Annotated in this window: 16 protein-coding genes; 4 read left to right on the top strand and 12 right to left on the bottom strand. The window is 37.6% G+C overall.

The genetic code is table 11. The features are described 5' to 3' along the window. Position 1 precedes the first annotated feature (1 nt). On the top strand, positions 2-661 hold the full coding sequence (gene nadD / locus FIT70_RS01820) for a nicotinate (nicotinamide) nucleotide adenylyltransferase (RefSeq protein WP_139930417.1): 660 nt from the start codon (positions 2-4) through the stop codon (positions 659-661). Here the strand turns inward: nadD and bioD are convergent. From bioD to bioB, 5 genes are read right to left on the bottom strand one after another with little or no spacing between them, the layout of a single operon-like run. Further along, positions 636-1,322 (bottom strand): dethiobiotin synthase, encoded by a 687-nt coding sequence (gene bioD / locus FIT70_RS01815; protein ID WP_139930415.1) that lies wholly within the window; start codon positions 1,320-1,322, stop codon positions 636-638. The two genes, nadD and bioD, sit on opposite strands and share 26 nt — an antisense overlap. Further along, a complete protein-coding gene (bioC, locus tag FIT70_RS01810; protein WP_223257743.1) occupies positions 1,322-2,191 on the bottom strand; it encodes a malonyl-ACP O-methyltransferase BioC in 870 nt (289 codons plus the stop codon). Before bioC ends, bioD begins: the two co-directional genes overlap by 1 nt. Before the next feature lie 2 nt (positions 2,192-2,193). Continuing rightward, positions 2,194-2,955 (bottom strand): pimeloyl-ACP methyl ester esterase BioH, encoded by a 762-nt coding sequence (gene bioH, locus FIT70_RS01805; RefSeq protein WP_139930411.1) that lies wholly within the window; start codon positions 2,953-2,955, stop codon positions 2,194-2,196. Next, positions 2,945-4,132: an aminotransferase class I/II-fold pyridoxal phosphate-dependent enzyme gene (locus tag FIT70_RS01800; protein ID WP_139930409.1), complete on the bottom strand. Its 1,188-nt coding sequence runs from the start codon at positions 4,130-4,132 to the stop codon at positions 2,945-2,947. Before FIT70_RS01800 ends, bioH begins: the two co-directional genes overlap by 11 nt. A 7-nt stretch (positions 4,133-4,139) precedes the next feature. After that, a complete protein-coding gene (gene bioB / locus FIT70_RS01795) occupies positions 4,140-5,153 on the bottom strand; it encodes a biotin synthase BioB (RefSeq protein WP_139876941.1) in 1,014 nt (337 codons plus the stop codon). Positions 5,154-5,267: 114 nt separating this feature from the next. Between bioB and trmL the strand changes: the two genes are divergently transcribed. Next, positions 5,268-5,732 (top strand): tRNA (uridine(34)/cytosine(34)/5-carboxymethylaminomethyluridine(34)-2'-O)-methyltransferase TrmL, encoded by a 465-nt coding sequence (trmL, locus tag FIT70_RS01790; RefSeq protein ID WP_139876940.1) that lies wholly within the window; start codon positions 5,268-5,270, stop codon positions 5,730-5,732. Between the two features lie 2 nt (positions 5,733-5,734). Here the strand turns inward: trmL and FIT70_RS01785 are convergent, their stop codons facing one another. From FIT70_RS01785 to grxC, 4 genes are all read right to left on the bottom strand, one after another. After that, positions 5,735-6,736 carry an NAD(P)H-dependent glycerol-3-phosphate dehydrogenase gene (locus tag FIT70_RS01785; protein ID WP_139867099.1) on the bottom strand — a complete coding sequence of 334 codons (1,002 nt, stop codon included), beginning with the start codon at positions 6,734-6,736 and terminating at the stop codon, positions 5,735-5,737. Between the two features lie 4 nt (positions 6,737-6,740). Beyond that, on the bottom strand, positions 6,741-7,199 hold the full coding sequence (locus FIT70_RS01780; protein WP_189340863.1) for an SH3 domain-containing protein: 459 nt from the start codon (positions 7,197-7,199) through the stop codon (positions 6,741-6,743). Beyond that, positions 7,183-7,707, bottom strand: a complete 525-nt coding sequence (secB, locus tag FIT70_RS01775) for a protein-export chaperone SecB (RefSeq protein WP_139867095.1) — start codon at positions 7,705-7,707, stop codon at positions 7,183-7,185. The genes FIT70_RS01780 and secB overlap by 17 nt, the downstream gene beginning before the upstream one ends. Before the next feature lie 106 nt (positions 7,708-7,813). Continuing rightward, positions 7,814-8,074 (bottom strand): glutaredoxin 3, encoded by a 261-nt coding sequence (gene grxC / locus FIT70_RS01770; RefSeq protein WP_139867094.1) that lies wholly within the window; start codon positions 8,072-8,074, stop codon positions 7,814-7,816. Positions 8,075-8,160: 86 nt separating this feature from the next. On the opposite strand from grxC, the gene gpmI reads away from it, so the two are divergent. Both gpmI and FIT70_RS01760 read left to right on the top strand, forming a co-directional pair. Continuing rightward, positions 8,161-9,702 carry a 2,3-bisphosphoglycerate-independent phosphoglycerate mutase gene (gpmI, locus tag FIT70_RS01765; protein WP_139876077.1) on the top strand — a complete coding sequence of 514 codons (1,542 nt, stop codon included), beginning with the start codon at positions 8,161-8,163 and terminating at the stop codon, positions 9,700-9,702. Further along, positions 9,695-10,930 carry a murein hydrolase activator EnvC family protein gene (locus FIT70_RS01760; RefSeq protein WP_139930407.1) on the top strand — a complete coding sequence of 412 codons (1,236 nt, stop codon included), beginning with the start codon at positions 9,695-9,697 and terminating at the stop codon, positions 10,928-10,930. Before gpmI ends, FIT70_RS01760 begins: the two co-directional genes overlap by 8 nt. Before the next feature lies 1 nt (position 10,931). Here the strand turns inward: FIT70_RS01760 and FIT70_RS01755 are convergent, their stop codons facing one another. The 3 genes from FIT70_RS01755 to FIT70_RS01745 all read right to left on the bottom strand — a co-directional run bounded on the left by FIT70_RS01755 (position 10,932) and on the right by FIT70_RS01745 (position 14,483). Next, positions 10,932-11,351 (bottom strand): secondary thiamine-phosphate synthase enzyme YjbQ, encoded by a 420-nt coding sequence (locus tag FIT70_RS01755; protein WP_139930406.1) that lies wholly within the window; start codon positions 11,349-11,351, stop codon positions 10,932-10,934. 14 nt (positions 11,352-11,365) lie between these two features. Beyond that, complete coding sequence (gene clpB, locus FIT70_RS01750) at positions 11,366-13,948, bottom strand: ATP-dependent chaperone ClpB (RefSeq protein WP_139874291.1); 2,583 nt, start codon at positions 13,946-13,948, stop codon at positions 11,366-11,368. A gap of 73 nt (positions 13,949-14,021) precedes the next feature. Further along, positions 14,022-14,483 carry a TlpA family protein disulfide reductase gene (locus tag FIT70_RS01745; RefSeq protein ID WP_139874290.1) on the bottom strand — a complete coding sequence of 154 codons (462 nt, stop codon included), beginning with the start codon at positions 14,481-14,483 and terminating at the stop codon, positions 14,022-14,024. Between the last annotated feature and the right edge of the window lie 2 nt (positions 14,484-14,485).

Here is a 14,485-nt window from a genome sequence, read left to right as displayed (position 1 = left end):
AATGTCTTTGAAACTTATTGGTGTATTAGGCGGCGCATTCGATCCAATACACTGTGGTCATATAGAATTAGCTAAAGCCTGGCAAGACCTAGCGTCATTGTCGAAAGTCCTTTTTATTCCAGCCGGTTTAGCGCCTCATAAAAATATCGTCGTAGAAAATAAGCATCGTATAGAAATGCTCAAACTCGCTCTCAATCCGCACACTAATTTTTTCATTGATGATCGTGAAATTAAAAAAAACCAAAGCGACCTAAAACCCTCTTATACTATTGAGACATTGCAAAGTCTTGCATTAGAAAAAAAAGAGGAGCAAGCGTTTTGTTTTTTAATGGGAAGTGACGCTTTCCTAAAGCTTGAATCATGGCACTTATGGAATGAGCTTTTTAATTATTGCCACATATTGGTAGTAGAAAGGCGCGAATCCCCTATTTTAGAAGAACAATTAACATCAGTTCTAAAAAAAGAATGGGCTGAAAGACTCACTCAAAATGTTGAAGATCTTCGCACATCTGGTCACGGGCTAATTATGACGAAAACATTTGAGTATATTGATATCTCGTCATCTCAAATTCGAGACACTATTTATTCAAATAAAAATCTTATAAATCTTTTGCCTGCAGGTGTTGCTGACTACATCAATCTTCATAAGCTTTACCATTAAGCTTATTTATATTGATAAATTTTGATGCTTTGTAAGGGTCAAAATCTTTGAAATAAGGGACTTCACCCAAGCAAGGTGCCTTAATTTTTTCTTTCAAAAAAGAAAAATTTTCTTCATAAGCCTCCATGTGTTCATCTACACAATTGGCGACCCAGCCACAGAGTTTTTGCTTTTTATTCAAAATTGCTTCAACTGTTAATAAAGTGTGATTGATACACCCTAATTTCATACCCACCACCAGAATAACTGGTATCTCTAAACTCTCGACTAAGTCAGCTGTAGTAAAGGTTTCAGTTAAAGGCACTGCGTATCCTCCCACTCCTTCAATAAATAAATAATCTATTTTTATTTCAAAAGATCGTAAATGTTTTTTAATTAAACGAATATCAATTTCATTTGACTTAAAACTTATATGAGGTGCGATCGGCCGTTCGAATGAATAAGGATTAATTTCTTCTAAATTTAGATCTACATTACTAACTTCAATAATCTTTTTAACATCATCAGAAATCATATAACCATTTTCTAAATGACACCCTGCAGCAACAGGCTTCATACCGGCTGCTCGAAATCCTTCCTCAATATACTTAACAATTAAGCTGCACGTAATAGCAGTCTTTCCTATATTTGTATCAGTCCCAGTAATAAAAAATGAATGCATTATTGTTTTGGGTAGAACTTAATAATTGAGGATTCATCATGCAGCTTATTCACTTTCCATGCATGCCCGTACACAACTTCGTAACTTGCAGGCAATTTTTCATCAGCTCTATAAACTTCATACAATTTCTCTAATTGATACAAGAAGCCTTTACCTGTCATACCCTTTGCTCTTCCCTGAAGAGCATTGCGAGCTCCGATATGCTTCAAGTCATACATTATTTCTTTAAACGTACTGTAGGTAAGTGTGTAAACATCTACATCCAAAACCGGATCTGAAAAGCCACATCGTATTAGCGCATCACCAATATCATGCATATCTATAAATTGATTTACATGTGAGTACTGAGAAAATGATGCGAGCGACATTCTTAATTCATGAAGTGTGCTTGGTCCAAATGTACTAAAAATAAAAAGTCCATTATGCGTTAATGTTTTTGCTATTTGAGTGAATACCTGATCAAGGTCGTTGCACCATTGAAGAGATAAATTTGACCAAACCATATCGATACTATTATCTGCTAATGGGATAGCCTCCATATCTGCGCAAATAAATCGCTGTGTCGTTTTACTTGAAAATACCTTTAAGAAATGATCTCTGTTTTTCTCTTCTGCTTTTCTTAGCATGTCATAGGCAAAATCTAAATAAATAAGATCATGAGGCTTATATGCAGCTTTTAATTCAGGTCCAGCATTACCGGGTCCACAACCTAAGTCAAGAATGCTGTTCGGATTAATTTTGAGTAATTTTAACCTTAGAAACATTTCTTCTAATACTTGCTTTTGAAGAACAGCTGAATCTTCATATAAAGCAGAAGCTTTATTAAATGAGGCTTGAGCTCTTTTTTTATCAATATGATGCTGAGTCATGATTAAGCTGCTAATAAAAATTGATCGAGTTGATCAAAAAACTCATGCGAGTGAGATAAAAAAGGAATATGTGATGCGCCTTGGATTACTTTTAATCGCGCATCCTTTAAATGACCTTCAAGCCATGTAGAAGCTGATTTTGGTGTCAAGCGATCCATGTCGCCGACTATTAAAAGTGTTTTATGGTTAATTTTATTAATGTCATCTCGCAAATCATTATTTAACAAGATATCTAGGCCAAGCTGCAAAGACTTGACTTTCGGAGGATCTGATTTTTCATTTATCTCTTTAAGTTTTTTAATAAGGAATTTGCTGTCTTTTGAATGCATAAGTTGTAGAGTGTAAAAATTTATCATAGTTGATTTGTAATCTTTAAAAAGCTTATCAGCAAAATCATTAAAATCTCTAACATCTACGCCACAACTCCAATCTGTCTGATTAATAAAACAAGGCGTCCCCCCCACCAAAACCATACGATGAATTTTTTGTGGATGTATCAAACTCATTTTTAATGCAATGAGGCCGCCTAAAGACCATCCTAAAATATCAAAAGATGATGGTAATTTTTGACTGATCGCATCAACGAGGTGATTGAGATCATAAGGGTCGATGCTATCACTTTTACCCATACCTGGGATGTCGACAAGATGAAGTGTGTATTGATTTGAAAATTTCTCAATGATAGGTTCCCATATACCACTATGCATACCCCATCCATGAATAAGAACAAGATCTTTGCCTTGTCCAATTTTTTTAATGTGCATCAGATTGACTTTCAAAATCTAATATATTTTCTATTAATGTCATCACGTCCTTATCTTGATGTAATGCTGAAAATGAAATGCGTAAACGAGAAGTGCCATGAGGAACCGTAGGCGGTCTAATAGCAGGGACATATATTCCCTTTTCCATTAACCATTGATTTAATCTTAATGCATTTATTTCACTTCCAACAATAAGTGGCTGAATAGGCGTTAATGAGTCACCTAAATTCATTTTTTGTAATTTAACCTCAGCTTTAAAATGCGCAATAAGATTATTTAAGTGAGCTCTTATTTGATCTGCCTTCAAAATTTGATTTAAGGATTCTTTCAATCCATGCGCCATAAAAGCTGGGATAGCAGTTGTATAAATGTATTGTTTAGATTTTTGAATGAAATATTCGATAAGATTATTTGAAGATGCTACGACAGCACCATGAATACCAGCAGCCTTCCCTAACGTTGCCATATAAATAATCCTGGGCGAATAAGGTTCTTTAATTTTTTCTTGGTCATAAAAGTATTGCAGTATACCTTTACCATTTTTTCCCAATACACCAAAACCATGTGCGTCATCTACGTAAAGATAAGCATCGTACATTTCACATAATTGCAATAAGTCTGGAATATTAGCTAAATCGCCATCCATGCTGAAAACAGCATCCGTAACAATAAGCTTTGCTTTTGATTTTGATGCTTGCAATAACTCTTCTAGATGTTGTAAATCATGATGTCGATATCTTTTATGAGCAGCGCGAGAAAGAATAGACGCATCATTTAATGATGCGTGATTTAACTTATCAGAAAAAATAGTATCGTCTTTTCCAACTAATGCTGAGATGATCCCCATATTGGCCATATAGCCTGATGAGAATAAAAGCGCTCTTTCAAAATGAAGCGCTTCACTAAATGCACTTTCAAATGCCTCATGGAATTCATGATGGCCTGAAATAAGATGAGAGGCTCCCATGCCGTTGCCTGACAAATGAATACCTTCAATCAGCGCAGCTTGAATAGATTTATTTTGTGAAAGACCTAAATAGTCGTTCGATGAAAAGCTTAAATAATTTTGATGATTAAAAGAAAGATTAGATCCCAATCTTCCACTTAATAATTTTCTTGTTCTAAAAAGATGATTGTCTTTTAAAGATTGGAGTTCACGATGAATTTGATCTAGCATCACAAGCTTATATAGGATGAATACCTAACTTATTAAATAAGGCTTGATCAACTTTTGCATCCGGATTATCTGTCGTTAATAACTTTTCGCCATAAAAAATTGAATTGGCCCCAGCTAAGAAAGCTAATGATTGTATGCCTTCGTGCATCGACTGTCTTCCTGCAGATAATCTTACATAACTTTTTGGCATCGTAATTCTTGCAACAGCAATCGTTCTCACAAACTCAAAAAGGTCGAGTGGTTCGGTACCATGCAAGGGCGTACCTTCTACTTGTGTCAATAAATTAATCGGCACACTCTCAGGCTGCTTTTCCATATTGGCGAGCTGCGCAATCAGGCCTGCGCGCTGAGTTCTGCTCTCGCCCATACCAACTATGCCACCACAACACACATGAAGATCAGCTTCTCGAACACGATCTAATGTGTCAAGTCTGTCTTGATATACGCGTGTTGAAATTATGTCGCCATAAAATTCAGGGGCCGTATCTAAATTATGGTTGTAATAATCAAGCCCCGCTTCTTTTAGCATATTAGCTTGCCCATCCTTTAACATGCCGAGGGTTGCGCAAGTTTCAAGTCCCATTTTTTTAACTTCTTGAATCATTTCCAAGACGGGCTTTAAATCTTTATCCTTTGGACTTCTCCAAGCAGCGCCCATACAAAAGCGACTGGCACCCGCATCCTTTGCAGCCTTTGCAGCTTTAAGCACCTCATCGATAGGCATCATGGCTTCATTCTCTACATTGGTGTCATAGCGAGCAGATTGAGGGCAATAGCCACAGTCTTCGGAACATCCTCCCGTCTTAATAGATAAGAGCGTGCTTACCTGAACTTTATTGGGATCAAAATTTTCACGATGAATCGTTTGGGCCTTAAACATAAGGTCACTGAAAGGTAGCGCATATAAGGCTTCAATTTCAATAATTGACCAGCGATCTTTTGGGGAATTTTTTGGTTTTTTAGGGGGCTTTCGTTCAAATTGAATGGGTTGCTGACTTATATTAGGCTGAGATTCAATCATGAAAATTCCCTATCTATATGATTTAATTATAAAAATATCATTAAAAACCAATTGTTAAGGTATTTTACTATAATTTGTTACAATTGTATAAAAATTAATCAGTTGTTATATTTTATGTTTTCTATTGCCCTTTTTGAACCTGAAATCCCGCCTAATACTGGAAATATAATTAGGCTTTGCGCTAATACAGGCACTCAACTTCATTTAATTGAGCCCTTAGGTTTTAGTTTGGATGACAAGCAGCTTCTTCGGGCAGGACTTGATTATCATGAGTTCGCCCCAGTCAAAACATATCCAAATTTTTCAGCATTCGAATCGCTTTACAGCAAAAGTCGCATGTTTGCAGTCACGACTAAAGGCGGGATGCCCTACCATGAGGTTTCATATCAAGAGGGTGATATCTTTTTATTTGGGCCTGAAACCCGAGGCTTACCTGAGTCGATTCGTAGTCAATTTGATCACGATAAAAAAATAAGAATTCCTATGGCGGAAAATAGTAGGAGCTTAAATTTATCGAATGCAGCCGCAATTCTTCTCTACGAAGCATGGCGACAAAATGGATTTAAAGGCGGGGCTTAGACTTAGTGTGTTTCTGATTTTTGCTCGCGACCTAATAAATCGATCACAGCTTCTTTAGGTGATTTACTAAAACTTAACACTTGATTCACTTCGTGCATGATAGGCATAGAGACATGAAGCGCTTTTGCGCGATTCACAACTTCTTTAGCAGTGTATACACCTTCTGCAACATGGCCCAACCCCTTTAGAACTTCATTAATCGTTTGACCTTTAGCAAGCCTCAAGCCTACCTCACGATTTCTCGAATAGTCTCCAGTGCAGGTCAAAATTAAATCGCCTGCGCCTGTAAGTCCCATGAAAGTGTCTTTTTGGCCGCCCAAACTCATACCGAAACGCGTAATTTCAGCCAAGCCTCGGGTAATTAAAGCAGCTCTCGCATTATTTCCAAATCCCATGCCATCTGAAATACCTGCAGCAATAGCGATCACATTTTTAAGCGCGCCACCGACAGACACTCCAATCACGTCCTGGCTTGTGTAAACGCGCAAGTTATTCCCATGGATAATGGAAGCTAAGCTTTGTGTGAATGCTTCGTCAGTTGCGGCTAAAGTTAATGCGGTAGGTAGAGATCTTACAAGCTCAGCTGCAAAACTCGGGCCTGATAAAGCCCCCCAATGCTGTCCTGTTTTTTTAGGGTCGCCTAGTTCTTCGATAGCAACTTCATGAGGTAATTTTGCGGTCCCTGCTTCCAACCCTTTATTGGCCCATATGACAGGAGCTTTATGATTTAAGGATTTTATCTCTTTTAGAATAGCTCTAAAACCTGAGGTAGGTACGACCGACAGAATAAGCTCGGCATCGCGAATCGCTTCCTCTAAATTATCTTCAAGCATCAATTGATCGTTAAATGGGAAGTCGCCTAAATAAAGCGGGTTTGATCTTGCTTTACGCATGCCAGATACATGACCTGCATTCCTAGCCCATAAGGTGACTTGATGCTTTTGACTGATTTGCATCGCCAAAGCCGTGCCCCATGCGCCTGCGCCTAAGACTGCGATTTTCAATTAATTAAATTCCCCATACTTGAGAGGTTTGAATGTATCCATCAAGATCTTGTTGGTAACGTACTTTAATCCAGCCATTAGTGATAAGAGGATCTGATAGTTCAATGACAACATCTTTTTCGATGGTAGCTATCAGCGCTGATTTAGATTCAGGCTCTTTGTATATGTTTGCTTTATCTACTTTCACAATCACCGTCCTTTTGGATTGTAAATTTTTTGATTCAGCCCAGCTTAAAGCACCATAAGGATCTCTTACCTTTAGCCAGTCGCCTAAATTCACAATAACTTCTAAAGGGTAGCCTTCACCCACTAAATAGACTTTTTTGGTAGTTGCTGACGGTGCTTCAAAGAGAATGGTTTTAGGTGATATGACAGATCGAAATTCGGCATACGCGGATTGCGATATAGCGCAGAGAATCCCTACAAAAAAATAACGGAAAAAAAACTTAGTTTTTTGTGTCAACCGCATTACCCGCTGCTTGCTGCTTTTGTTGCATATAGAGCATTTCAAAATTAATTGGATTTAAAAGAACAGGTGCAAAACCTGCCTTAATCACTAAGTCTGAAATAGCTTCGCGTGCGTATGGGAATAAAATATTAGGGCAAGTAATCGCGATAATCATTTCAAGATTTTCTTCTGGAATATTACGCAATGCAAAGATACCTGCTTGTGTCACCTCAATAAGAAAGGCTGTTTTATCAGCAATTTTAGACGTCACAGTAATTTTTAAAGCAACTTCAAAATAACCATCAGCGAGAGGCTTGCCTGAATTACCTAACTCAATAGCGATTTGAGGCGCTTCACGTTGTGTAAAAATTTCTGGGGAATTAGGTACCTCAACTGAAACATCTTTAAGAAAAAGTTTTTCGATAGCGAAACCAGGTTGCGCACTTCCATTTGCCTGGGGGTCAATTTTGACGTTTTTTTCTGCCTTGGTTGATTTGGGAGCTGCTTTCTTTTTTTCTGCCATGTTATTTTCCAGTCACGCGGCATTAAAACCGCTGTTATTTAATTAAACGAATACAGCATTCTATCTTTTTATAGCGAATATTTAAATAAAATAAGAAGTAATCTTTCTAAGAAATCCCAAGAAGTGGATCGAGCTTGCCTTGTAAGTCTAGAGATCTTAAATCATCAAACCCGCCTACATGATAGTCACCAATATAAATTTGAGGCACTGTTCGACGTCCAGTTTTTTCAATCATCTCTTTTAAAATGGCCGAATCTTCGTCTACGCGGATTTTTTCAATCTGCGTAATCCCTTTTTTAGACAAAAGCTTTTCAGCATTTGAGCAATAAGGGCAATAAGCACTGGTATACATCTTGATTGATTTCATAGCGCACTAACGTTAAGGAGTGTGAAATTTGATGACAAGCATTATAATTCATTAATCTTTAAAGCCACATACACATGTCTTCTATTATGTTAAAAAAACCTGTGCTACTTATTATCTTGGATGGCTTTGGCCATCGAGATGACGAGGACCATAATGCAATTAAAAATGCAAAGATGCCCCACTGGAATGGTTTGTGGAATAAATACGCACATAGCTTTATTAATGCTTCTGAAGAATTTGTAGGTTTACCTAAAGGACAAATGGGTAATTCAGAAGTCGGCCATCTAAATATAGGCGCTGGCCGAATTGTTCAGCAAGATCTTGAAAGAATTAACACAAGTATTACGTCGGGTGATTTTTTTAAAAATCCATCTCTTATTAATGCATTTAAATCACTTAAAGAAAATGGCAAGGCCTTACATCTTCTGGGCCTTTTTTCTGATGGAGGCGTCCATAGCCATTTAGATCATTTCTACGCCATGCTCAAAGTCGCAAAGCAATGTGAATTGAAAAATGTTTATATTCACCCCTTTTTAGATGGTCGAGATACTCCCCCTAAAAGCGCTTTACATTTTATCGAACAACTTGAATCTCATTTAAAAGATATCGGTATTGGAAAAATCGCCTCTATATCAGGTCGCTACTATGCGATGGATCGCGATAAACGTTGGCCTCGCATTGAATTAGCTTACAACACATTAACGATAGGATCTCCTATCCATGCCTCTCATGCAGCTGATGCAATTCATGAGGGATACAACAGAGAAGAAACAGATGAATTTATTAAACCTACATCCATTCATGATGGAAATGGGAAAGCTATTACGATTCAAGATGGAGATGCAGTCGTCTTCATGAATTATCGATCGGATCGTGCACGACAAATTACAGATGCACTTTTGCAAGACAACTTCAACGCTTTTGAGCGTCAAAAGAAAATTAATATTAGCCACTATTTCACTTTGACTCAATACGACCAGAATGACAAAAAATCATCCGTGATTTTTAAACAGACATCTGTGAATAATTCATTTGGTGAATATATTTCAAAATTAGGTTTAAAACAATTGCGCATTGCTGAAACAGAAAAATATCCGCATGTTACTTTTTTCTTTAATGGTGGCAATGAAACTGTCTATGAAGGTGAAGATCGCATTCTAGTGCCCTCACCACAGGTAGCTACTTATGATTTACAGCCTGAAATGAGCGCGTTTGAAGTCGCAGAAAAGTTAGAGGGCGCTATTCGGAGTAAAAAATATCACGCTATCATATGTAATTTTGCGAACGCAGATATGGTAGGCCACACAGGCAACCTTAATGCTGCAATTAAAGCGATGGAAGCACTCGATACATGTATTGGTCAGGTCGTAAATGCTATGGAATCTATAGGCGGCGAAGTCATTATTACGGCAGACCATGGCAATGCAGAGCTCATGGAAGATTATGAAAATAAACAAGTCCATACACAACACACTACAAATATAGTGCCTTTCCTTTATATTGGTCGAAAAGCTACGATTAAATCCAATGGAAGACTTTCGGATATAGCTCCCACCCTACTTCATCTCATGGGTGAAAAACAGCCATCCGAAATGACAGGACAAAACCTAATTCAATTGAATGATTAAAGTCGAAAACAGCTCATTGAGTTTTTTGATTCAATGCACCTTTATATGCCTTCTATCTTTTTCTCATCATAGCTTAGCTGCAACAAAAGCTGATTCAGCCAAAGAAAACTTAAACGCTGTTCATGAAAAAATTGATCGGTTGAAAAAAGAATTAAGTGGCACGCAAAAAGCTCAAGAAGATGCGACCGATCAGTTAAGAAAAAGCGAAAAGCAGATCAGTGATACCAATCGCTCACTTTATGAAATATCAGTTCAACAAAAGAAAAATTATACCAAACTTCAAGAGCTTAAAGCACAATCCGATACAGTAGAGTCTCAGGTTGATCTCCAAAGAAAAATGTTGGGTGAACAAATCTACCAGCAGTATCTTCATGGTGATCCTGGCTACTTACAAATGATTATCCAATCTGAAAATCCTAGTGTTGTCGCAAGAAATATTCAATATTACTCTTATGTGGCAAAAGCTCGCGCTAAAAGTATTTACCAAATGCAAGGTAACTTAAAAAAAATTGAGGCTTATAGTGCTGAAACTGCACAGAAGCTTAAAGAGATTGCAGGTTTAAAACAAAAAGAAGAAGTAAAGAAAACAGAACTCGAATCTCAAAAGAAAGATCGCGCTAAACTTATTGCAAGTTTGTCTTCAAAAATTAATCAACAACGCAATGAAATTCAAAAATTAATGCGAGATGAAAAAAGATTAACAGACCTTGTTGATCGTTTAGCAAGATTACCTTCAGCCCCTGTTCCTTCAAAACGAGAAGAAAAAATATCTTCAAAAACACCTATTGTTCGTAATGAGAGCATCCCTACAGAAACATTTTCAGGTCAAAAGTTTGAAACATTACGAGGTAAATTAAGCTTACCCGTTAAGGGAGATGTAATTAATCGATTCGGCTCACCTCGAGAAGATACTGGCTTATCTTGGAAAGGTTTATTTATTAAATCTAATGAAGGTAATGAAGTTAAATCCATTGCGACTGGTCGCGTCGTCTTTGCAGACTGGCTTCGTGGCTTTGGAAATCTTATTATTGTGGATCATGGCGAAGGCTATATGAGTCTATATGGAAATAATCAATCCACAATTAAAAAGACAGGTGAAATTGTGCGTGGTGGAGACGTGATTGCTTTGGTGGGCAATACTGGGGGCAATGACTCAAATGGTCTTTATTTTGAATTAAGAAAACTCAGCAAGCCTTTTGATCCTCTTGCCTGGACTTCAATTAAATAACTTATTCACCAATCACATGCATTAAGATGCGACGCTCGTGGGATTGATAACGATGTTCATACAAAAAAATACCCTGCCATTGACCTAATGCAACCTTACCTTCCTTGATTGGTATGGAGAGGCTTGTTTGCGTTAGAGCAGTTCTAATGTGAGCTGGCATATCATCTTGACCTTCTGCTGTATGAATAAATAATGGGTCGCCGTCAGGCACTAAACGCTCGAAGAAACTTTCCAAATCAACTAAAACATCTGGATCATAATTTTCGTTAATAAGCAGGCTGGCTGAAGTATGTTGGACATAAAGCGTTAATAGGCCTTCTTTAAAATCTGACCGCTCTGCCCAATCCAAAACTTTTTGAGTGACATCATAAAAGTGGCGACCCGAAGTTTGGATCGCCAATGTTTGACTGAGTTGTTTCATAAACAAGACTTTATTTAAACTTTAATAAATTTAAGTTTACCTGAAACACTGTCAATTTTAATTGTATCTTTTGCCATGAAATGACCTGCTAAAATTTCCTTAGCAAGTGGATTCTCAATTTCAGACTGGATCGCTCTCTTCAAAGGTCTTGCACCATAGACCGGATCAAACCCTTCTTTAGAGATTTCATCTAAAGCAGCATCAGTAATTTCTACTTTCATTTCAAGCTGTGATAATCGATCTTTCAAATACTGCAATTGAATCGCTGCAATCGATTTAACATGATCATCACCCAATGCATGGAAGACAACCACTTCATCAATACGATTAATAAACTCTGGCCGAAAATGATTTTTAACTTCGCCCATTACCGCTAGTTTAATGACCTGGTAATCATCACCTGACATCGATTGAATCATATTAGAAGCCAAGTTAGAGGTCATGATGATGACGGTATTCTTAAAATCTACAGTGCGCCCTTGTCCGTCTGTTAAACGACCATCATCTAAAACTTGAAGAAGCACATTGAACACATCTGGATGTGCTTTCTCTACCTCGTCTAATAGAATCACGCAATAAGGTTTTCTTCGGATAGCCTCAGTGAGGTATCCGCCTTCTTCGTAACCTACATAACCTGGAGGAGCACCGATTAAGCGAGCTACAGAATGCTTCTCCATAAACTCACTCATATCAATTCTGATTAAGTGATCTGGGGAGTCAAATAAAAAATTAGCTAAAGATTTACAGAGTTCTGTTTTGCCTACACCTGTCGGTCCTAAGAAAAGAAAAGAGCCATAAGGTCGATTAGGGTCACTCAAGCCTGAGCGTGAACGACGGATTGCATCCGATACAACACGAACAGCTTCATCTTGACCTACAATGCGCTCATGGAGTTTATCTTCCATTTTTAAAAGTTTCTCACGCTCTCCTTGCATCATTTTTGCGACAGGGATACCTGTAGCACGACTTACAACCTCTGCGATCTCGTCAGCACCCACTTCGGTCCGCAACATTCGGTTCGCTTGTGGTTTAGCAGTCTCAGCTTTAGCAGCTTGCTTGAGCTGTGTTTCTAGCTCAGGTAACTTTCCATATTGCAACTCAGAAACTTTTTGCCATTCGCCTTTGCGTGTTGCCTCTTCAATTTTTAAACGTATTTGTTCAATCTCTTCTTTAATATGTTTTGAACCTTGAAGTTGTGCTTTTTCTGACTTCCAAATCTCTTCTAAATTACTAAATTCTTTTTCAAGTTTTTTTATTTCATCTTCAATTAACTCAAAACGCTTTTTAGATGCTTCATCTTTTTCTCGGCGCATCGCTTCACGTTCAATTTTTAATTGAATAAGTCGACGCTCTAATTTATCTAAGACTTCAGGTTTTGAATCGATTTCCATCTTTATACGAGACGCTGCCTCATCGATTAAGTCGATTGCTTTATCAGGTAAGAAGCGATCAGTAATATAGCGATGTGACAATTCTGCTGCTGCCACAATCGCAGGGTCAGTAATCTCTACATTATGATGAAGTTCATATTTTTCTTGCAGTCCACGAAGGATTGCAATGGTGGCTTCGACTGAAGGCTCATCTACAAGCACTTTTTGGAATCGTCTTTCTAATGCAGCATCTTTCTCAACATATTTTCTATATTCATCTAGAGTCGTAGCACCTACACAATGAAGTTCGCCGCGCGCTAATGCAGGCTTTAACATATTGCCTGCATCCATCGCACCCTCAGACTTGCCAGCACCGACCATTGTATGAATCTCATCGATAAAGACAATTGTTTGACCTTCGTCTAATGCAATTTCTTTTAAAACAGCTTTTAAGCGCTCTTCAAAATCGCCTCGATACTTAGCACCTGCTAACAAAGCAGCCATATCAAGTGACAAGACTCGTTTATTTTTTAATGAATCGGGAACCTCCCCATTCACAATGCGCTGGGCTAAGCCCTCAACAATAGCTGTCTTACCTACTCCAGGCTCACCAATCAACACAGGGTTATTTTTTGTTCGACGTTGTAGTACTTGAATAGTGCGACGAATTTCGTCATCCCGGCCAATCACAGGATCAAGCTTGCCGACTCTCGCTAGCTCTGTTAAATCTATTGTATATTTTTTTAGGGACTCTCTTTGACCATCTGCATCTTTAGAATTTATTTTTTCGCTACCCCTCACAGATTGAACAGCTTTTTCTAAGGCGGCTTTAGTTAGGCCATGTTGTTTTAATAGTCTAGCTGCTTCGGTTTTATCATCGGCTAATGCTAGTAAAAACATCTCGCTTGAGATGTATGCATCACCCAATTTTTGTGAATTTTTTTCAGTGAGATTTAAAAGATTATTTAAATCTCGTGATATTGAAATTTCACCTTGATTGCCTTCTACTTTAGCTAATTTATCAATAGATGATTTAAGGGATACTTTAAGTGGTGCTAAATTAACACCGGCATAAGATAGAAGTGAAGCTGTACTTCCGTCATCTTGATCAAGCAAAGCTTGAACCATGTGAACTGGGTCGATATTAGGATTGTCATTCGCATTTGCAAGACTCTGTGCATCAGCAAATGCTTGCTGAAACTTTGTGGTCAATTTATCAAAACGCATATTAATTCCTCATCAATTAGTCTAATACTACTAATATGGGGATGAAGTCATAAATTTCAATCAGATTATTAACTTATTTTTTAAACCATTTATCGAGGAATGAGTTAGAGATTTTCCCGCTTAAAGGAGTGACTTGGTGTGTCGCGTCATAAAAGTATGTTCTCGGAAGCTCACCGTACCATGCTGGATCAATGTTATATCGAAGTCTATCTTCATCAACTTCTGCATATTGGTATTGTTCGTGTTTTGGCAGATTAGCCTGACTTAAAATTCTTTCAGCTTTTTTAGCGGACTCTTTTCCATCTACACATACTGTGATTAATTGTACATTTGTATTTTTACTAAGAGCTTTGCCAAGCTTTTTAAGGTCATCTATACAATAGGGGCAATCAATCGACCAAAAAGAAATAATTAAAGGTTGATCAATATATCTTTTTTCAATAACTTTACGCGTGTTCATATCAAATGGCATAAAGTCATACGCAAAGGAAAGGTGAGAAAAAAACAAAAAGAATAAAAAGATTTTTAATTTCATAA

This window comes from Candidatus Methylopumilus universalis, assembly GCF_006364435.1.
Lineage (GTDB): Bacteria > Pseudomonadota > Gammaproteobacteria > Burkholderiales > Methylophilaceae > Methylopumilus > Methylopumilus universalis.
Note: the sequence above shows the minus strand (reverse complement) of the source record. Positions and strands in the feature narration are given on the sequence as shown.